At 62.5% G+C, this 18,155-nt stretch carries 17 protein-coding genes; 8 read left to right on the top strand and 9 right to left on the bottom strand.

The genetic code is table 11. From position 1 onward, the window contains the following. Positions 1–66: 66 nt before the first annotated feature. Together glmS and DN611_RS05285 are read right to left on the bottom strand one after the other, a co-directional pair. Positions 67–1,905, bottom strand: coding sequence for a glutamine--fructose-6-phosphate transaminase (isomerizing) (glmS, locus tag DN611_RS05290; protein WP_119310810.1), 1,839 nt, complete (start codon positions 1,903–1,905; stop codon positions 67–69). Between the two features lie 371 nt (positions 1,906–2,276). Continuing rightward, a complete protein-coding gene (locus DN611_RS05285; RefSeq protein WP_021748700.1) occupies positions 2,277–2,744 on the bottom strand; it encodes a GNAT family N-acetyltransferase in 468 nt (155 codons plus the stop codon). 149 nt (positions 2,745–2,893) lie between these two features. Between DN611_RS05285 and DN611_RS05280 the strand changes: the two genes are divergently transcribed. Together DN611_RS05280 and DN611_RS05275 are read left to right on the top strand one after the other, a co-directional pair. Then, a complete protein-coding gene (locus tag DN611_RS05280) occupies positions 2,894–3,577 on the top strand; it encodes a DUF421 domain-containing protein (protein ID WP_021748699.1) in 684 nt (227 codons plus the stop codon). Then, positions 3,574–3,954: a DUF4363 family protein gene (locus DN611_RS05275; protein ID WP_021748698.1), complete on the top strand. Its 381-nt coding sequence runs from the start codon at positions 3,574–3,576 to the stop codon at positions 3,952–3,954. Before DN611_RS05280 ends, DN611_RS05275 begins: the two co-directional genes overlap by 4 nt. A 6-nt stretch (positions 3,955–3,960) precedes the next feature. Here the strand turns inward: DN611_RS05275 and nrdR are convergent, their stop codons facing one another. From nrdR to DN611_RS05240, 7 genes are all read right to left on the bottom strand, one after another. Next, complete coding sequence (nrdR, locus tag DN611_RS05270; protein WP_021748697.1) at positions 3,961–4,419, bottom strand: transcriptional regulator NrdR; 459 nt, start codon at positions 4,417–4,419, stop codon at positions 3,961–3,963. Positions 4,420–4,590: 171 nt separating this feature from the next. Further along, entirely contained in the window at positions 4,591–5,112 is a 522-nt protein-coding gene (locus DN611_RS05265) for a hypothetical protein (RefSeq protein ID WP_119310809.1), read from the bottom strand. Between the two features lie 70 nt (positions 5,113–5,182). Next, on the bottom strand, positions 5,183–5,677 hold the full coding sequence (locus DN611_RS05260) for a hypothetical protein (protein WP_119310808.1): 495 nt from the start codon (positions 5,675–5,677) through the stop codon (positions 5,183–5,185). 170 nt (positions 5,678–5,847) lie between these two features. Then, complete coding sequence (locus tag DN611_RS05255) at positions 5,848–6,216, bottom strand: type II toxin-antitoxin system PemK/MazF family toxin (protein WP_025544461.1); 369 nt, start codon at positions 6,214–6,216, stop codon at positions 5,848–5,850. Positions 6,217–6,622: 406 nt separating this feature from the next. Beyond that, positions 6,623–7,789 (bottom strand): alanine racemase, encoded by a 1,167-nt coding sequence (alr, locus tag DN611_RS05250; RefSeq protein ID WP_119310807.1) that lies wholly within the window; start codon positions 7,787–7,789, stop codon positions 6,623–6,625. Between the two features lie 59 nt (positions 7,790–7,848). After that, positions 7,849–8,454, bottom strand: a complete 606-nt coding sequence (locus tag DN611_RS05245) for a hypothetical protein (RefSeq protein WP_119310806.1) — start codon at positions 8,452–8,454, stop codon at positions 7,849–7,851. Between the two features lie 18 nt (positions 8,455–8,472). Next, the gene (locus tag DN611_RS05240; RefSeq protein ID WP_119310805.1) at positions 8,473–10,014 is read right to left on the bottom strand and encodes an NAD(P)H-hydrate dehydratase; all 1,542 of its coding nucleotides are present in this window, start codon (positions 10,012–10,014) and stop codon (positions 8,473–8,475) included. Between the two features lie 150 nt (positions 10,015–10,164). Here DN611_RS05240 and DN611_RS05235 point away from each other — a divergent pair, with 150 nt between their 5' ends. From DN611_RS05235 to DN611_RS05210, 6 genes are all read left to right on the top strand, one after another. Beyond that, positions 10,165–11,688 (top strand): hypothetical protein, encoded by a 1,524-nt coding sequence (locus tag DN611_RS05235; RefSeq protein ID WP_119310804.1) that lies wholly within the window; start codon positions 10,165–10,167, stop codon positions 11,686–11,688. 460 nt (positions 11,689–12,148) lie between these two features. Beyond that, complete coding sequence (gene pheS / locus DN611_RS05230; protein ID WP_021747627.1) at positions 12,149–13,174, top strand: phenylalanine--tRNA ligase subunit alpha; 1,026 nt, start codon at positions 12,149–12,151, stop codon at positions 13,172–13,174. Between the two features lie 216 nt (positions 13,175–13,390). Next, the gene (gene pheT / locus DN611_RS05225) at positions 13,391–16,111 is read left to right on the top strand and encodes a phenylalanine--tRNA ligase subunit beta (RefSeq protein WP_119310803.1); all 2,721 of its coding nucleotides are present in this window, start codon (positions 13,391–13,393) and stop codon (positions 16,109–16,111) included. 342 nt (positions 16,112–16,453) lie between these two features. Then, positions 16,454–16,699: an IreB family regulatory phosphoprotein gene (locus DN611_RS05220; RefSeq protein WP_021747624.1), complete on the top strand. Its 246-nt coding sequence runs from the start codon at positions 16,454–16,456 to the stop codon at positions 16,697–16,699. 198 nt (positions 16,700–16,897) lie between these two features. Next, on the top strand, positions 16,898–17,203 hold the full coding sequence (locus DN611_RS05215) for a hypothetical protein (RefSeq protein ID WP_021747623.1): 306 nt from the start codon (positions 16,898–16,900) through the stop codon (positions 17,201–17,203). Between the two features lie 54 nt (positions 17,204–17,257). After that, complete coding sequence (locus DN611_RS05210) at positions 17,258–18,145, top strand: C40 family peptidase (RefSeq protein WP_119310802.1); 888 nt, start codon at positions 17,258–17,260, stop codon at positions 18,143–18,145. Positions 18,146–18,155: the final 10 nt, after the last annotated feature.

The following is an 18,155-nucleotide window of genomic DNA, read 5'->3' as shown; positions in this document are numbered from 1 at the left end:
ATATCGATTTCCTATATAAGTCAAGTAAAAAAACCGCCCGGACCAGATGGTCCGGGCGGCAATTCGTTATTCCACAGTCACACTCTTGGCGAGGTTCCGGGGCTTGTCGATGTCACAGCCCCGCTGGAGCGCCACATAGTAGGCGAACAGCTGCAGGGGCACCACGCCCAGAGAGGGCTGGAGCATGGGATGGGTTACCGGCACAGAGACAGTGGCGTCGGCAGTCTTCTCCATCTTTTCCCGGAAGTCCTCGGTGGTCAGGGCCAGCACCTCGGCCCCCCGGGCCTTCACCTCCACCACGTTGCTCATGGCTTTGTCAAAGAGAGGCGCGTAGGTTCCCAGGGCCACCACCAGGGTCCCCGGCTCGATCAGGGAGATGGTGCCGTGTTTCAGCTCGCCGGAGGCGTAGGCCTCCGAATGGATATAGCTGATCTCTTTCAGCTTCAGGGAACCCTCCAGGCCCATGGCGTAGTCCAGGTTCCGGCCGATGAAGAAGATGGAGTCGTGGTTGAAGTACCGGGAGGCGTAATACTGGATGTCCTCCGTGTGGGAGAGGAACTGGCGCATCTTCTCCGGCAGCAGCTGCATCTCGGAGAGAATGGTGTCATACTCGCTCTGTTCCACCGTACCCAGCAGGTCCGCCAGATAGAGGCCCACCAGATCCATCAGCACCAGCTGGGTGGTGTATGCCTTGGTGGTGGCCACGGCGATCTCCGGCCCGGCCCAAGTGTACAGCACGTCATCCGCCTCTCGGGCGATGGAGCTGCCCACCACATTGACGATGGCCAGGGTCCGGCCGCCCCGGCGCTTGGCCTCCCGCATGGCGGCCATAGTGTCCAGGGTTTCTCCAGACTGGCTGATGACGATGACCAGAGTCTTTTCGTCCACCAGAGGATCACAGTACCGGAACTCGGAGGCCAGCACCACCTCCACCGGGCGGCGCAGCAGCTTTTCCCAGCTGTACTTGCTCACCACGCCCACATGGTAGCTGGAGCCGCAGGCGATGACGTAAATCCGGGAGAGGTCGCGGACGTACTCCGCCGTCAGATGCAGATCGTCCAGCACCACACGGCCGTCCCGGATGCGGGGGGAGATGGTCTTGCGGACCGCCTCCGGCTGCTCCATGATCTCCTTGGCCATGAAGTGGGCGTAGCCGCCCTTCTCCGCTGCGGACACATCCCAGTCCACCAGACTGTGGGTCTTCTCCACCGGCAGCAGCTCGTCGTCAAACACGTCCACGCTGTCGGCGGTGAGGACAGCGATCTCCCCATCGTCCATGTACACCACGTCCCGGGTGTACTTGATGACAGCCGTCACGTCGGAGGCGATGAAGTTGCCGTTCTGACCGTAGCCGATGATGAGGGGGCTGTCCTTCCGGGCGGCAATGAGGGCGTTGGGGTAATCCGCACAGATGATGCCGAAGGCGTAGGACCCCTCGATCCGCCGCAGGCAGCGGCCCACAGCCTCCAGCATGTTGTGGCATTCGTTGTAGTGGAACTCCAGCAGCTGTGCCACCACCTCCGTGTCCGTGTCGGAGGTGAAGTGGACGCCCTGGCGCATGAGGTGCTCCTTGATTTCCAGATAGTTTTCGATGATGCCGTTGTGGACGAGGGCGATCCGCCCGTTCTCGCTGACGTGGGGATGGGCGTTGATGTCATTGGGCTCCCCGTGGGTGGCCCAGCGGGTATGCCCGATGCCCAGGTTCCCCTCCAGGTCCGCGCCGCCGTGGATCAGGTCGGATAAGACCTGAAGCCGCCCCTTGGTCTTGCGCACCTGGAGTCCCGCCGTCTCGGACCGCACCGCCACGCCGGCGGAGTCATACCCCCGGTACTCCATCCGCTCCAGGCCGTCCAGCAGAATGGGGGCCGCGGGCTCGTTTCCTACAAATCCGATGATTCCGCACATATTCGATAATCCTCCTGAAGATTCTGTAATGAATGGTCAAAAGGACAAACACGCAGTCATTTGTCACTTTCTTCACGGTCACAGCCCCCCTTGTTTTGCGGTTGCCCGCATATTTGCCGGCTGTGTACGCGCCCGTGGGCACGGAAGGGCATCCGCCGAATCCTTCGATACTCCCTTCCCCTCGTCGTCCCGCCGCTGGCGGCGGGCGCTGGCGCTGTGATGGGCCGCGGCCCATAAACTCCTTTCACATCTGCGATTTTTCTTTTTTTGATTTTGATGCGGTCACTATAATATGCGCCTGATAAGCCCATCTTAAATAGGTCTGTTAAGACGATTCAGCACATATTGACCGTTGACTGGCTCTACATCTCTCAAAAATGATACTCCATGATATGTTCCCCCTTGCTATCGTATTTCCCGTTAAACCGGAAACCAATCTGTTGATAAAGCTTGATTGCATGGGGATTATTCTCATACACGCTAAGATATACCGTGCCGCTCTGATACTCTGTATGCAATCTGTCAAGAAGCGAAAGCACCGCCTGTTTTCCATATCCTTTTCCCTGATATCTTTTATCAATGAGCAGCCGATCCAGCCATAGCTGTCCCGGAGCCGGCTCTGGAAAATAGCCGTACATAGCAAAACCAATCAGCGTGTCGCTGTCATAAATACCAACAGGCCGCCACAGCTCCAATTCATCTGCCTCCCGCAAGCACTCGCTTACACTCTCAATAAAACCAGCCTGCTCAGAAAAGACAGTCAAGCCCTCAACTTCCCTGCGGTTTTCGGCGTTTACCGATTTGAAATGTAATTGTTTGTGAACACTTGAATCCATCATTATTTTTTCTTATTAATTCTCAAAACTGTTGCTGTATAACTCTATATTTTCTTTCCATGCTTTACAAGAATCTCCCCCTCCTGGGGGAGCCTTATCCCGGATAAAAATCCCGTTCCGGCAGATACTAGCGGAACGGAGGGATTTTCGCCATGATAACCGCCTTTGTCCGAACGATCATTCTCTATTTCCTTATTGTGGTCGGGATGCGCCTGATGGGCAAGCGCCAGATCGGCGAGTTGGAGCCCAGCGAGCTGGTGCTGACCATGATGATCTCCGACCTGGCCGCCGTGCCCATGCAGGACTTCGGCATTCCGCTGCTCTCTGGCCTGCTGCCGATCCTGACGCTGCTGGCCCTGTCACTGCTGCTGAGTCAGCTGTCTCTCCGCAGCCTGCGGCTGCGGGCGCTGATCTGCGGGACGCCCACGGTCCTGATCCGGGGCGGCAAGCTGCAGCAGGACGCCATGCGGAAGAACCGCTTTACCATCGATGAGCTGATGGAGGAACTGCGGGAGCAGGGCGTCACCCGCATCGAGGACGTGAAGTACGCCGTGCTGGAAAACTCCGGCCAGCTGACCGTCTTTCCCTGGACAGCCCAGCAGCCGCCCACGGCGGAACAACTGGGACTGGGGCTGGAGGATGATGTGACACTGCCCATGGTCATCATCAACGACGGGCGGGTCATCCACCGCAATCTGACCGCCTGCGGCCGGGACGAGAACTGGCTGCGCAAGCAGCTGTCCCGGGAAAAAGCCTCCTCTCCCCGCGAGATCTTCCTCCTGACCCTGGACGAACAGGGGCAGGTATTCTGCGTCCGAAAGGAGCGAGAGTCATGAGGGCGTATGGAATATCCGTCGGCATCCTGGCAGCCATCCTGGTCTTTTCCCTGTGGAACAGCTCCTACATGACCGCCAGCACCGTCCGCTGGCGGGAGCAGCTGCAGCAGGCGGACGCCCAAGCCCAGTCAGAGGCCTGGACCGAGGCCGTGGATACGCTGGCAGGCAGCTATGACGACTGGTCGGAAAGCCAGACCTACCTCCACATCGTGGCGCGGCATGATACGGTGGACGACGCGGAGGCCATGTACCGCCGGGCCCTGGCCTTCGCCGCCACCCGGGAGCTGACGGAGTTCCGGGCGGAGATCTCGGACCTGCGGGATCAGCTCCGGCTCCTGGCGGAGACGGAGCGGCTGGATATCAAGAACGTCCTCTGACGGCCTTCACCGGTTGTCGGCCAGGAGCTTGTTCAGCTCTGTCATAAAGGTGTCGATATCCTTGAATTGGCGGTAGACGGAGGCAAACCGGACATAGGCCACCTGGTCCACGTTTCGCAGCCGTTCCATCACTTTTTCGCCGATGGCCTCTGTGCTGATCTCCCGCTCCATGGAGTTCTGCAGATCCTGCTCGATCTCCTCGGCGATCTTTTCCAGCTCCGCCAAGGGCACCGGCCGCTTTTCGCAGGCGCGGATCATGCCGCCCAGCACCTTCCGCCGGTCAAAACTCTGGCGGCTGCCGTCCTTCTTCACCACCACCATAGGCAGGCTCTCCACCGTCTCATAGGTGGTAAATCGCTTGCCGCAGGAAAGGCACTCCCGCCGGCGGCGGATGCTGCTGTTTTCGTCCGCGGGCCGGGAATCAATGACCTTGCTCTCACTGTAACCGCAATAGGGACACTTCATACTGGACCTCCAAACGCTCCGCCGGCGCCCGGCCGGCAGGTCTTCCCGTGTCTGAGGCCGGGCGGAGAGCCCCTCCGCCACGGCCGTCTTGGGGTTATTATATCATACCCCCGGGAAATGTGGAACACATCATTTGGAATTTTCTGAAAATGTCTCTGTCCGCCGGACGGCTCAGAACACCGGTCGCTCCTCCCCGTTGAAGGCAAAGATGGCGTAGCTCCGGCCATGGATACGGCGGATATGGGCAAAGCAGAACAAGGCGGTCAGCGGAAAGGGGCGGCCCACGTCATAGGGCACCGCCAGCTCTCGCCGCCCCTGCTCCTCCCGGACAAGGACGCCCGGCACAAGGTGCAGCTGCTCCCGAAGCCATGGGGAACGGAGACGCACTGCCGAGCGCTCCAGCGGCGTCCAATCCTCCGGCTCCGGCGGATGGGCAGGGCGGATCTCCCCCTGCCGCAGCTTTCCTAGAGGGGCTGTCAGCCGGGCGGAAAACCGCCGCCGGATTGTGGCCCGGTCCCCACAGGGCTCCAGAACGCCCAGCCGCAGCTCTCCCCGGTCGCCCACCGCCCAGGCGCACCAGAGGCCCTCTCCCGGCAGGCGGCACCGGGCCTCAAACCAGGTGTACAGCGCCTCCTGCTCCGTGATGAGCTCCCCCACAGAGAAACAGCCCTGCATCAGTGGAAACTTGTCCATCGCTCTGCCCCCTCTCCAAACGGCCCCGCCTGGCACAACCTATGCCCAGGCGGGGCCGTTTATGCGGAGATCAGGCGACGGTGTAGCTGCCCCGGACCAGCAGCTTGGTGGTGCCGGCCGTGGCGCGGACGCCCCGGCCCTCAATGGTCATCATGTACAGGTGGTTCTGGACCAGCGCACTGCCGTTGTTCAGCGCTGTGGCTGCGGTCTCGTCAATGAGACCGGGGCTGGAGGGAGAAACGCACACAGCCGTTCCCACTCGCAGCATTACCTCACAGCCGATGTCCCCAGTGAGGACTTGTCCGCTGGTGAGGGTCACCACAGTGAAGTTGGACGCGGCACCGGCTCCGCTGCCTGCCGAAATGCCCAACTGGGCATTCCGGGCGGCGATCTTCTGGTCCACCCGCTCCATGATGGAGTCCATGAACGTCTCGTTCAGGTAGCTCAGGGTCACCAGCGGGTCGTCGGAGGATCCGGCCTCCGCCGCCGCGGTAATCGTCACGTTCAAGGCGCCGCAGAGCACCAGCAATGCCAGCAGCCGCAGATACCATCTGTTCTTTTTCATGCGCTTATGTACCTCCGTATTGATTGTCGGATCTGAAAAATCGGTACCCCTGAAAAGGGCGGAACGCCCTTTTCAGGAGGACCCTTCGATCAAACCACGCATTTCCGGGCGGCCAGGAGACGGCTTCCGCCGCAGCGCCCGGCCTGTGTATTGCCGAAGAAACGGATCTCTCAAACCATCTGGTCGTGGGGCAGTCCGAAGCTGACCGCGATGGCCAGATCGACCTTCTCCATCACATTCTCCTCCACATGGCCCATCTTTTCCCGCAGGCGCTTTTTGTCCAGGGTGCGCACCTGCTCCAGCAGGACCACCGAATCCCGGCTCAGGCCGCAGCTGTGGTCCACGGGAAGGTCGATATGTGTCGGCAGCTTGGCCTTCCCGGTCTGGGAAGTGATGGCCGCCGCGATCACAGTGGGACTGTACCGGTTGCCGGTGTCGTTCTGAATGATCAGAACCGGCCGGACACCACCCTGCTCACTGCCCACCACCGGGGAGAGATCGGCATAGTAAATATCGCCGCGCTTGACACTCGTATCCACAAAGTTCACACTCCGCCGAAAGAAGTACCCATCACCGAAGGCCCTTCGGTGAGGCCACTTTCATTCTCCCACGCAGGTACGGAATTTATACTTTGCCAATGCCGCAAAATTCCGGCGTCCTCGCCCCGCACTATCCTATGCCCGGAACAAGGCGTGTGTGTATGGATTTGTGTCCGCGCTTCCCTGCGCTCACAGCAGCCGCAGGCTCCGCTCCACGATTTTACCGCCTTCGATATATACCCGCGGCACCCGCTTGCTCACCGCACAGGTCAGGCCCCACCGCGCGTTGCGCGGCGGGGACCCCGATCTCATTTTGGTCGGCCAGGCAAAGCCCGCTCTCCCCAAGGTTTTGCCGCACGCGGCAAAACGCTTGGACGCCGCGCTGCGGCGGCTCGCTTCCCTGCGCTCACAGCAGCCGCAGGCTCCGCTCCACGATTTTACCGCCTTCGATATACACCCGCGGCACCCGCTTGCTCACCGCGCAGGTCAGCTCATAGGGGATGGTGTTCAGAATGGCCGCCAGGTCATCCACCCGCTGGCGGCGGCCGAAGATCTCCACCTCGTCCCCGACCTTGACGTCGGGCAGGTCTGTCAGATCGATCATGGACATGTCCATACAGATCCGGCCCCGCTGAGGGGCTGGGCCCTGGGCTGTCACCACCGACATCCGGTTGGAGAGGCCCCGGAAGAAACCGTCCGCATAGCCGATGGGCAACACCCCGATCCGGGTCCTTCCCTGGGTGCGGAACGTCCGACCGTAGCTGACGTCCGTGCCCGGGTCAAAGGTCTTGATGGTGGAGACGCTGGACTTCAGGCTCATCACCGGCCGCAGGTCCAGCCGCTGCGCATCGGCGCCCACGCCGTACAGGGCGATGCCCGGCCGCACCATGTCGAGATACATCTCCGGATAGCGGGCCAGAGCGCCGCTGTTGGCGCAGTGGCGGATGGCAAAGGTTCTGCCCCCTGCAGCCAATGCATCCAGCACACGGGTGAACACGTCGAACTGCGCTCTCGTATAGGCCTCACTGTCTCTGTCGTCCTCGTCGGAGACGGCGAAGTGGGTGAAGATGCCTTCCGCCTCCAGTCCCGGCAGGGCGCAGGCGGCGGCGATGGATTCCACGCCTGTGTCAAAGTGCCCCTCCCGCACCAGGAAACCCAGCCGGGACATGCCGGTGTCCACCTTGATGTGGACCTTCAGTGTGCCGCCGCTCTCCACGGCTGCGGCGCTGTACGCCTCCGCCTTGGCCAGGGCGGACACCGCCTGGGTGATGCCGTACTCGATCAGCTGGGGCACCATGGCCGGGGGCGTGTGGCCCAGGATCAGAATGGGCGCCTGAATGCCGGCCCGGCGGAGTTCTTTCGCCTCGTCCAAGCTGGACACCGCCAGATAGTCCGCCCCCAGCTGCTCCAGCTTGCGGGACACCTGAATGGCCCCGTGGCCGTAGGCGTCCGCCTTCACCACACCCAAATACTTCACGTTGGGCCCGATCTTTCTGCGGGCCTGCTGATAGTTGTGGGCCAGGGCGTCCAGGTCGATCTCCGCCCAGGTCCGTCTCAGAATCGGTTCCTCCATGTGTCGGTCACCTTCTCCGTCAGTCTATGGAAGCGGCGGGAGGAACCCTCCCGCCGAAGTCATTCCTGGTTTTCTATTGTATCATAAAAGGAAAAGCTCGTAAAGTCTGCCGTCAAAATGATTTCCCCATCCACGGCGATCTCCCCTCGGAGGGGCGTACCGTCCTCCTGCCGCAGCCAGAGGGTGGAGAGGATCTTCCCATTCTGCTCTCCGGTCTGGTCCACCGTCAGACGGAAGCAGGACGTCTCCTGCCAGTCCTCCTCGCTCTCCTCCAGCAGCCACCCGTCCCGCAGGGCGCTCATCAGCTGGGGCAGGCAGGCCATGGGGCTCACCTCCTGGCTGCTGAGGTTCCCGGCGTTCAGGCACTGGTCCTCGTACACCAGTTCCACTTCCCCGTCGGAGAGCACTGCCTTCACGCCCGCGATGGTCTCCGGTGCCAGGACCTCCACAGTGGTCTCCCCCTCCGGCACGTAGTCGCACTGGAGCGTGGCCTCCCAGGCCGCGCCGTCCTGCGTGCAGGAGACCTCCGCCTCCATGACGCAGCCCGCCATGTTCCGATAGGGCATCCGGGCATCCGCCGCATCCCCCGCCTCTCCGCCTGTGCCGCCGCAGGCCGTCAGCAGCAGGCACAGGGTCATCATTGGTATGCAAGCCCATCTGCGCACCGCAAAAACCTCCGTCTTTTATAGGATCTCCCCGATGGCCGCCGGCAGTGACGACACCACGTCCTCCGGCGTCATACCATAGGGCGTCAGGCGCTCCGCCGCCAAGTCCCCGGCCCGGCCGTGGAGCCACACGCCGACCGCCGCCGCCCGAACGGCAGTCGCCCCCTGGGCCAGCAGGGCGGCGACAATCCCCGTCAGCACGTCGCCGCTGCCGCCCTTGGCCAGGCCGGAATTTCCGGTGGTGTTCACCAGCACGTTCCCCGCCGGGGCGGCGGTGAGGGTCCGGTGGCCCTTCAGCACCAGGACACAGCCATGGGCCGCTCCAAAGGCCCGGGCGGCCCCCAGCCGGTTGCTGCCGGTGAGGTCGCCGCCGATGCGGGTGAACTCCCCGTCGTGGGGCGTCAGCACCGTGATCCGGTCTCGCCGGGCGTCCAGTACATCTATATGTCCCCCCAGGGCGTTTATGCCGTCGGCGTCCAGCACCATCGGCTGCTGGATCTTCTGCAGCAGATCCAGCACCAGCTCCGTGACGCCATCTCCCCGGCCCAGTCCAGGGCCCAGAGCCACTGCGTCACAGCCGGCAGCCCGCTCCAGGATTTCCTCTTTCGCCTTGGGAGAGAGCCTCCCATGTTTGTCCGGCAGAGGGAATGGCATGGCAGACACGCACTTGGCCGCCTCCACCGGCCAGATGGTCTCCGGCACCCCCAGGGACACCAGCCCGCACCCGGTCCGCACCGCCGCCGCGGCAGTGAGATAAGGCGCACCGGTATAGCCCACTGCGCCGCCGACGATCAGCACCTTGCCGAAGGTTCCCTTGTGGCCGTCCGCCCTCCGGGGCGGCAGGGCCGCACGGGCAAAGTCCCGCTCCACCGTCTGGGCCCGGCAGACAAGGCCCCGGACCAGATCCGCCGGGATGCCGATGTCCCGGACCTCCACGTTCCCGGAGAGGGCGGCCCCCTCCCCCACTGCCTGACCGATCTTGGGCAGTGTGAAGGTGACAGTGCGATCCGCCCGAACCGCACGGCCCAGCACGGCGCCGGTGTCCGCCGACACGCCGCTGGCAATGTCCGCCGCCACCACGGCGGCCCTGCTCTCATTCATCCAGTCCACCGCCGCGGCAAAGGGCGTGCCTGCCCCGATGGGCCGGGAGAGGCCCACGCCGAAGAGGGCGTCGATCACCACGTCGCACCCCAACACCCAGGCCCGCTGGCTTTCGTCCGCCGGGTCGAACCGCTCCAGCTCCACACCGCACTCGCTGAGACGGCGGGTCTCCTCCAGGGCGTCCGGCGTCAGCTTCTCATAGTCCCCTACCAGGAACGCCCGGACCTTCAGCCCCTTCAAAAACAGCAGCCGGGCTGCGGCGATTCCATCGCCGCAGTTGTTGCCCGCGCCGCACAAGGCCGCCCCCCGACATTTCCCCGGCCGCTTGGGCAGCAGCGCCAGCGCCGCCTCTGCCACGCCTGCCGCCGCCCGCTCCATCAGGTCGATGGAGGGAATGCCCCGCTCTTCAATGGCCTGCCGGTCCAGCTCCTTCATCTGCTCCGCCGTCGTCAGCTTCATGGCCGTAACCTCCTGTGTTCCTCATGGTTTTCTGGTGCCTATTATAGGAATTCCCGCTCCGGATTGCAATCATTTGTAACCAGATCGTCATGAATTTTCCGGTGGAATGTGATATGATGCTTCAAAAAGGAACGAAAGGAGGCGCTGCCCATGAGGCGTTTTGGGGCGCTTCTTCTCCTGACCATCACGCTGCTCGCCGGCTGCGGCGGGCGGGAATCTCCGGTTTCGCCCGATGAGGCCCCGGAGACCGCTCTGACGGAACAGGACGTTATCAATATGTATACCGCCGCGTCGGCGGTATACGACTGGTTTGATCTGACCACCCTGCCCCTGGACATGGAGGACGCCCGCACAGAGGGAGACCTGACCTACTACCGGGTGGATGCGGAGAATCTCTCCCTGCCCGTTTCTACCGTGGCAGAGCTCACGGACAGTGCGCTTCCCTGGCAGCCGCAGCCGGTCACGATCACGTCCCTGGCAGACCTGCGGGAGACGGCGGAGTCCTACTTCTCCCCGGAGATTGTGGACAACCTCTTCGCCCTGTCCCCGGATCACTACAAGGACTTCGACGGCGTTCTCTACGCCACCGACGGGGGCCGAGGGAGCAACCTGTACCTGCTGGACAAGACCGTGGCGGCGGAGCAGGTGGATGCGGACCACTGGACGGTGACGGTCACCTTCTACGCCGACAGCTGGGCCTTTGAGAAACCCAGTACCACCGTCGGCTACTCCCAGGCGGTGCTGGATCTGGAACACACGGCGGACGGCTGGAAATTCACTTCCTTTGTTCCCTCCGACGGGCTGGACCTGGAGGCGGAGACGGTGTTCCAGTTCACCTATGATATTGATACCTTCATGCGTGATGACGCCGGTAACCTCGACACCTGGTCCGACCTGAAGCTGGCCTGCTGGCTGCTCCACGCGGACGGAGCTTATTCCGAAGGTGCCACCGACTATTTAACCAGGCGGTTCCTGGAGGACCCGGACACCTGGTTCGATGCGTTGTCCGTCTTCCCGGACAGCCCCTGGGAGCACGCCGACATTGTGGTGGCCGCCCCGGTGAACGACACCTACGCCTGGTATGGTCAGGAGGAGCAGGACCGGCTGACAGAGATCCTGGACACCTACCAGCCGGAAAACGACGCCCAGCAGGCCCTGCTGGACGCCCTGAAGGAGGCCCGGCCCCAGGCCATCGAGCGGGCAACGGAAAACGCCACCGCCTCCTTCTGTCTGGTGACGGAGGGGCAGTTCCTCTCCCTGGGGCGCAAAGAGGGCGGATACCCCTGGGACTATGAGGGTCTCCCGGAGACGCCCCAGTCCGCCGGGACGGGGGACAACGGGGAATCGCTCTTCACGTTTTCCTTTGGAGGCGTGGATGTGGCGTATCTGGATGCGGATGGAACCGACAATATCTACCGCATGACCACCACGGTGCCGGGGCCGCGGACCCTGGGAGGCATCCAGGTGGGGGACTCGGAGGACGATGTAAAAGCCGTCTACACCGGTGCGGTGCAGATGGAGGCGGTGGGCGAGGACCAGTTCGGCGCCGACTACGCCCTGATCCACGAGCCCGGCGGCCTGTCCTACTGCAAGCACATCTCCTTTTTCATCACGGACGGCGAGGTGTCCGCCATCCAGGTGGAGGACCTGGTGGACGGCCGGCTCTTGAGCTGAAAATTTCCGCCCCGATCCGCTGAATTTCGGCGAATCGGGGCTTGCATTTGTCCCGTTTCTGTGCTATAAGTGTTAATTGTTATCAGCGATGAACGGGAAAATAACCGTGATACGCCGCCGAGAGAGGTCTGGCCACCGGCTGCAAGCCAGACTGCGGACGCCCGGTTTGGTTCGCCCGGGAGCCGCCGTGGAGACACGGCCGGTCCGCCCTCCGTTACCGGGGCCACGAGTGCGCGCCGCTTTTGGCGCGAATCCGGGTGGTACCGCGGAAGGATTCGCCTTTCGTCCCAGGGATGGGACGAGAGGCGTTTTTTGTTATCACAAAGATAGGAGATATGAGATAGAAGATAGGAGTTTTGGTATCCGGCAAAGCCGGATGATCCCAATAGAGCCGCACAGCGGCCGCCCCAGTTCCTATCTCCGATCTCCACGCTCCTAACTCAAAAAAGGAGTCTGACGTATGAAGGAACAACTGGAAGCCATTCGCGCCGGCGCGCTGGCAGCCATCGGCGCCGCCGGGAACACCGGAGAGCTGGAGGCCCTCCGGGTCCAGTACCTGGGCAAAAAGGGAGAACTGACCGCCGTTCTGAAGCAGATGGGCAAGCTCTCCGCCGAGGAGCGGCCCGTCATGGGCCAGCTGGCCAACGCCGTCCGGGCAGATGTGGAGTCCGCCATCGAGCAGCAGTCCGCCGTCCTGGCGGAAAAGGCCCTGGAGGAGCGGCTGGAGGCCGAGGCGCTGGACATCACCGTCCCCGGCAAGGCCCACAAGCTGGGCCACAAGCACCCCATGTACACCGCGCTGGATGAGATCAAGGAGATCTTCATCTCCATGGGCTTCACGGTCCTGGACGGCCCGGAGGTGGAGCTGGCCACCTATAACTTCGACAAGCTGAACGCCGGCGAGGGCCACCCCTCCCGGGACTGGAGCGACACCTTCTACTTTGACGAGGACAGCCGGGTGATGCTCCGCTCCCAGACCAGCCCCATGCAGGTCCGGGCCATGGAGACCATGGAGCTGCCCATCCGCATCATCGCCCCCGGCCGGGTGTACCGGAAAGATGAGGTGGACGCCACCCACTCCCCCATGTTCCATCAGGTGGAGGGCATGGTCATCGACAAGGGCGTCACCATGGCGGATCTGAAGGGCACCCTGAACACGGTGGTGGAGATGCTGTACGGCAAGGGCACCAAAACCCGGTTCCGCCCCCATCACTTCCCCTTCACGGAACCCTCCTGCGAGATGGATGTCCAGTGCCACAAGTGCGGCGGCGTGGGCTGCCCCACCTGTAAGGGCGAGGGCTGGATCGAGCTGCTGGGCGCCGGCATGATCCACCCCAAGGTGCTGAAGATGTCCGGCATCGACCCGGAGGTATACTCCGGCTGGGCCTTCGGCATCGGCCTGGAGCGCACCGCCATGCGGCGGTTCAAGATCGCCGACCTGCGGCTGATCTTTGAGAACGACGTGCGATTCCTGGAACAGTTCTAGTTCTTAAAGAGGGGATCCCGTCCCCCCTTTAGATTCCCCCTCACCAGTGACATCGGTCACTGGTGAACGCCGCCCAAGGCGGCTGAGTCAGGGAATTTTCGGCAGGCACGTGTCCTTCCGAAAATGACTGGATATTTTTTCACGCCGGCGGCGTGAAACTCTGCGAGGCTTTTGCGGGGCACTCCCGCATTCCGATATAAAGGAGTTATAGAAGATATGTTACTGAGCAGAAAGTGGCTGGACGAGTTTGTGCACGTCGACGCCAACGATAAAGACTTTGCCGAGGCCATGACCCTCTCCGGCTCCAAGGTGGAGACCACCGAGGACCGGGGAGCCGAGATCTCCAATATCGTGGTGGGCACCATCCTCACCATGGAGCGCCACCCGGATTCCGACCACATGTGGATCTGCCAGCTGGATGTGGGCCAGAGCGCGCCCATCCAGATTGTCACCGGCGCCTGGAACATCCACCCCGGCGATATGGTACCCGTGGCCCTGGACCACTCCACCCTCCCCGGCGGCAAGAAGATCGAGAAGGGCAAGCTGCGGGGCGTGGAGTCCAACGGCATGATGTGCGGCCTCTATGAGCTGGGTCTGGATGAGCGGGACTTCCCCTACGCCGCTATCGTCCCCGCCGCCATCCTGAACGACTACCACCCCCTGGACAAGGACAAGCCCTCCATCCCCGCCGACATCCAGCCCGGTGACAAGGTGTTCGGGCCGGTGGTGTGCGCCAAGATCCTGGAGTGCGCCAGCCAGCCGGACTACACCTTCCACACCTGTCTGGACCTGGGCGGCTCCACCGCTGTGCCGGACACCATCTGCCCCAACCTCCACGAGGGGGACCTGGTGGCCTACAACACCAAGACAGGCGCCATCTGCACCCTGGAGGATCTCCACGCCGACCAGAAGGAGTTCCCCCACTGCATCCCCGACGGCATCTTCGTCCTCCACGAGGAAGGGATCCAGAACGGCGATGACATCAAGCCCATTATCGGCGCGGATGACCATGTGGTGGAGTTCGAGATCACCCCCAACCGCCCCGACTGCCTCAGCGTCATCGGTCTGGCCCGGGAGGTGGCCGCCACCTACCAGCAGCCCCTGACTCTCCACGAACCGGAGGTACAGGGCGGCGCCGACGGCGTGCTGACGGACCTGCTGGACATCGAGACCCCTGCCGCGGATCTGGTGCCCCGGTACACCGCCCGGATGGTGCGGAACGTGAAGATCGCCCCCTCCCCCAAGTGGATGCGGGAGCGGCTGCGGAGCATGGGCGTCCGTCCCATCAACAACATCGTGGACATCACCAACTATGTGATGCTGGAGTACGGCCAGCCCATGCACGCCTTTGACTACCGCTATGTGAAGGGCGGCCACATCATCGTCCGCCGGGCCGAGGAGGGCGAGGAACTGACCACCCTGGACGGCAACGTGCGCAAGCTCACCGCCAACCACCTGGTCATCGCCGACGAGCACCGGGCCGTGGGCCTGGCGGGCATCATGGGCGGATTGAACTCCGAGATCGTGGCGGACACCACCGACGTGGTGTTCGAGTCCGCCTGCTTCGACGGCACCTGCATCCGCAAGGGCGCTCTGTCCCTGGGGATGCGGACCGAGGCCTCCGCCAAGTTCGAGAAGGGTCTGGATCCCCTGAATACCCTGCCCGCCGTCCAGCGGGCCTGCGAGCTGGTGGAGCTGCTGGGCGCCGGAGAGGTAGTGGACGGCGTCATCGACATCCTCAACTACGTGCCCCAGCCCCACACCATCCGCATGGACCCGGAGCGGGTGAACGCGCTGCTGGGCACCGACATCCCCGCAGCGGAGCAGTACCGGTATCTGGCCCGGGTGGACATCCGCACAGCGGACGACAGCTGCCCCGGCGGCCCTGCCGACGTGACCATCCCCTCCTGGCGGGGCGACGTGGAGGGCATCGCCGATCTGGCGGAGGAAGTGGCCCGGTTCTACGGCTACAACAACATCCCCACCACCCTGATGCGGGGCCAGACCACCCTGGGCGGCTATGGCGCCGCCGAGATCCTGGAGCGCCGGGTGTCCAGCGTGTGCCGGGCCTTCGGGTACGATGAGATCATCACATACTCCTTCATCTCCCCGACCCAGTACGACAAGATCCGCTGGCCGGAAGATTACCAGCGGCGGAACTCCTTCAAGATCCTGAACCCCCTGGGGGAGGATACCTCCATCATGCGGACCACCACCCTGCCCTCCATGCTGGAGATCCTGACCCGGAACTACAACTACCGCAATCAGGACGTGAAGCTCTATGAGGTGGGCCGGACGTACCTGCCCGGCGGCGAGGACGGCTTGGCCATCGAGTCCAAGACACTGACCCTGGGCGCCTACGGCGGCGACATGGACTTCTACGCTATGAAGGGCGCCATTGAGGCGATCCTCCAGGAACTGCGGGTGAAGGATGTGACCTTCCGCATCGGCAGCGGCCTGCCGGAGGAGCTCTCCTACCACCCCGGCCGCTTTGCCGAGGTGTGGAGCGGCAGCGACTGCCTGGGCTGGTTCGGCCAGATCCATCCCCTGGTGGCCAAGAACTATGGCGTAGACGCGGAATTCTACTGCGCAGAGCTGGCCATGGACGAGCTGGAGAATGCCAAGGGGGCCGACCCGGAATATGTCCCCCTGCCCAAGTTCCCCGCCGTCACCCGGGACATCGCCGTGGTGTGCGACAGGGCCGTCACCGTGGGAGCGCTGGAGGACTGCATCCGCCGGGGCGCCAAGGGGCTGCTGAAGGATGTGTCCCTGTTCGACATCTACACCGGCTCCGGCATCCCGGAGGGCAAGAAGAGCGTGGCCTTCAACCTGACGCTCCGCTCCGACGACCGCAGCCTCACCGCTCAGGAGGCCGATGAGGATGTGAAGAGCATCCTGGAGACGCTGAAGGCAGAGCTGAACGCCGTCCTGCGGTAATATGCGGCCGCCTGCGGACTGCACAGCGGGCTTGTGTGCCGTCGCGTCCAGGTGCTATTGCGCAGACAGAAACCTTGAGCCGGGCGGATGCGTTCCGCCCGGCTCAAATCCAATCCCCCAGCAGCGCCGATGCAGACGCCGCTCCCGGAGGCGCTGTGAGGCGGGCCGAAGGCCGTTCTGCTGCACTGGACCCCCCTGTTCTTTCGGTCCAGCGCCCTCCCAGCGATTACGGGGCGTATTTTTTCAAATTTCATGCGGAAAACGCTTTACAGTTTTTCAAAAAACGAGTATACTAGTTTTGTATTATGAAGTGGTGCTCCCTTCGGGAAAGGTGGTGTCTGTATGGACGATTTTACCAGGAAATTCAATATTGCCACGGAGAAGGACGCAGAGATCCATCAGATTCTCTCGACCGTCTATCGGGCATTGGAGGAAAAGGGCTATAACCCCATCAACCAGATCGTGGGTTATATTCTCTCCGAGGACCCCACCTACATCACCAATCACAACAATGCCCGGACCCTGATCCGCAAGATCGACCGGGACGAGCTGCTGCAGGTGCTGGTCCGCAGATATTTGGGGCAGTAACCGTTTTCCTTCTGCATTCCCCCGCAGAGAGGGCATCCGTGCGAATGGCGCGGCGACCTTCCCTGCGGGATTTTTTTGCGTCCAGGGGCCGAAGGCAGGTCTCTTCCCAGGAATTGGCTGTAATTTCTTGTGACCAAACGTTGACAAAGCGGATAAAATCTGTTACAATTCGGTTACAACTTTTGAAGGAGTGTTTCCATGGCAGAGAGCAAGTCCAAGAAGGCAGAAGGTTTGACATACAAGGGCCATCCCCTTCGCCGGGTGGACAATCTGATCTACTACGGCACGATGGCTGAGAAATATATCATCATGATGCAGATCCTCAACACCAAGAAGGAGCAGGACATGGAGGTGGCCACCAAGGTCTCCATCCAGCTGCAGCTGACGGACCCGGAGCTGAAGTCCCGGGACCGTGTGGTCAAGAAGAGCGAGAAGGACAGCCTCTACGCGGCGATGGACATCGCCACCGTCTGGCTGGATCGTGCTCTTGCTGGCAAGCTGTAAGAAACAGGACCTTTTCCCCGCGCTACAAAAGACTGACGAAAGGAACGTACACCTATGACGCACTTCGCAGGCAGAGCAGGCAAGGTCCTGTTCCTCTCCGTTCTCACCGCAATGCTGCTGGCGGCCACCGCCCTGGCAGCGGACATCGCCACCGGCGCCGGCTGCACCACAGGTTCTTCCCTGCGGCTGCGGGCCGAGCCCTCTACCTCCGCCTCCGTGGTCACCACGCTGGACAAGAGTGTGGCGGTGGCGATCTTGGATGACTCCGTGGACGGCTGGTACAAGATCGCCTACAACGGCAGCACCGGCTATGTGTCTGCTGACTACCTGAACGTAGATCAGGACAATATCTTCACTACATACGGCCGCGTCAATTCCGACGGCGTGAACGTCCGCTCCGACGCCTCTACCGACAGCTCTGTGCTGGCCACCATTGAGGAGGACGCCATCGTCACGGTCAACGGCTTGGTGGACGGCTGGTACGACGTCACCTGTGAGTACGGCACCGAGGGTTACATCCGCAGCGACTTCCTGGACCTGACGGAGTCTTCCTCCTCCAACAGCGACATCGCGGCCACCGCCAAGCAGTACCTGGGCACGGGTTATGTGTACGGCGGCGCCTCTCCCCGCGGCTTTGACTGCTCCGGCTTCACCATGTACGTGTACAGCCAGCACGGCTACTCCCTGCCCCACTCCGCCACCAGCCAGTGGCAGAGTGGCCTGGGCACCCGGGTATACTCTATCTCCGAGCTGCAGCCCGGCGATCTGGTGTTCTTCAACGATCCCAGCCGCAACGCCAGCAAGGCATGTTCCCATGCCGGTATCTACACGGGAGATGGGCAGTTCATCCACTCCTCCTCTTCCCGCAGCGGCGGCGTCATCGTCAGCAGCCTGACCAGCGGGTACTACAATACCTATTTTGTGGGCGGTATCCACGTGTAAGTTTTAAGAG

Origin of the sequence: Oscillibacter sp. PEA192, assembly GCF_003574015.1 — a bacterium.
In the GTDB taxonomy this organism is placed as follows: domain Bacteria; phylum Bacillota; class Clostridia; order Oscillospirales; family Oscillospiraceae; genus Oscillibacter; species Oscillibacter welbionis.
This window is presented reverse-complemented; position numbering and strand designations above follow the sequence as displayed.

What these genes read in the sequence shown, in the direction of transcription:
- DN611_RS05280 (WP_021748699.1), top strand. Translation starts at nt 2,894, where the DNA reads ATGATAACCGCCTTTGTCCGAACGATCATTCTCTATTTCCTTATTGTG.
- DN611_RS05275 (WP_021748698.1), top strand. Translation starts at nt 3,574, where the DNA reads ATGAGGGCGTATGGAATATCCGTCGGCATCCTGGCAGCCATCCTGGTC.
- pheT (WP_119310803.1), top strand. Translation starts at nt 13,391, where the DNA reads ATGTTACTGAGCAGAAAGTGGCTGGACGAGTTTGTGCACGTCGACGCC.
- DN611_RS05265 (WP_119310809.1), bottom strand. Translation starts at nt 5,112, where the DNA reads ATGGACAAGTTTCCACTGATGCAGGGCTGTTTCTCTGTGGGGGAGCTC.
- DN611_RS05210 (WP_119310802.1), top strand. Translation starts at nt 17,258, where the DNA reads ATGACGCACTTCGCAGGCAGAGCAGGCAAGGTCCTGTTCCTCTCCGTT.
- DN611_RS05240 (WP_119310805.1), bottom strand. Translation starts at nt 10,014, where the DNA reads ATGAAGCTGACGACGGCGGAGCAGATGAAGGAGCTGGACCGGCAGGCC.
- pheS (WP_021747627.1), top strand. Translation starts at nt 12,149, where the DNA reads ATGAAGGAACAACTGGAAGCCATTCGCGCCGGCGCGCTGGCAGCCATC.
- DN611_RS05285 (WP_021748700.1), bottom strand. Translation starts at nt 2,744, where the DNA reads ATGATGGATTCAAGTGTTCACAAACAATTACATTTCAAATCGGTAAAC.
- alr (WP_119310807.1), bottom strand. Translation starts at nt 7,789, where the DNA reads ATGGAGGAACCGATTCTGAGACGGACCTGGGCGGAGATCGACCTGGAC.
- DN611_RS05220 (WP_021747624.1), top strand. Translation starts at nt 16,454, where the DNA reads ATGGACGATTTTACCAGGAAATTCAATATTGCCACGGAGAAGGACGCA.
- DN611_RS05215 (WP_021747623.1), top strand. Translation starts at nt 16,898, where the DNA reads ATGGCAGAGAGCAAGTCCAAGAAGGCAGAAGGTTTGACATACAAGGGC.
- glmS (WP_119310810.1), bottom strand. Translation starts at nt 1,905, where the DNA reads ATGTGCGGAATCATCGGATTTGTAGGAAACGAGCCCGCGGCCCCCATT.
- DN611_RS05260 (WP_119310808.1), bottom strand. Translation starts at nt 5,677, where the DNA reads ATGAAAAAGAACAGATGGTATCTGCGGCTGCTGGCATTGCTGGTGCTC.
- nrdR (WP_021748697.1), bottom strand. Translation starts at nt 4,419, where the DNA reads ATGAAGTGTCCCTATTGCGGTTACAGTGAGAGCAAGGTCATTGATTCC.
- DN611_RS05235 (WP_119310804.1), top strand. Translation starts at nt 10,165, where the DNA reads ATGAGGCGTTTTGGGGCGCTTCTTCTCCTGACCATCACGCTGCTCGCC.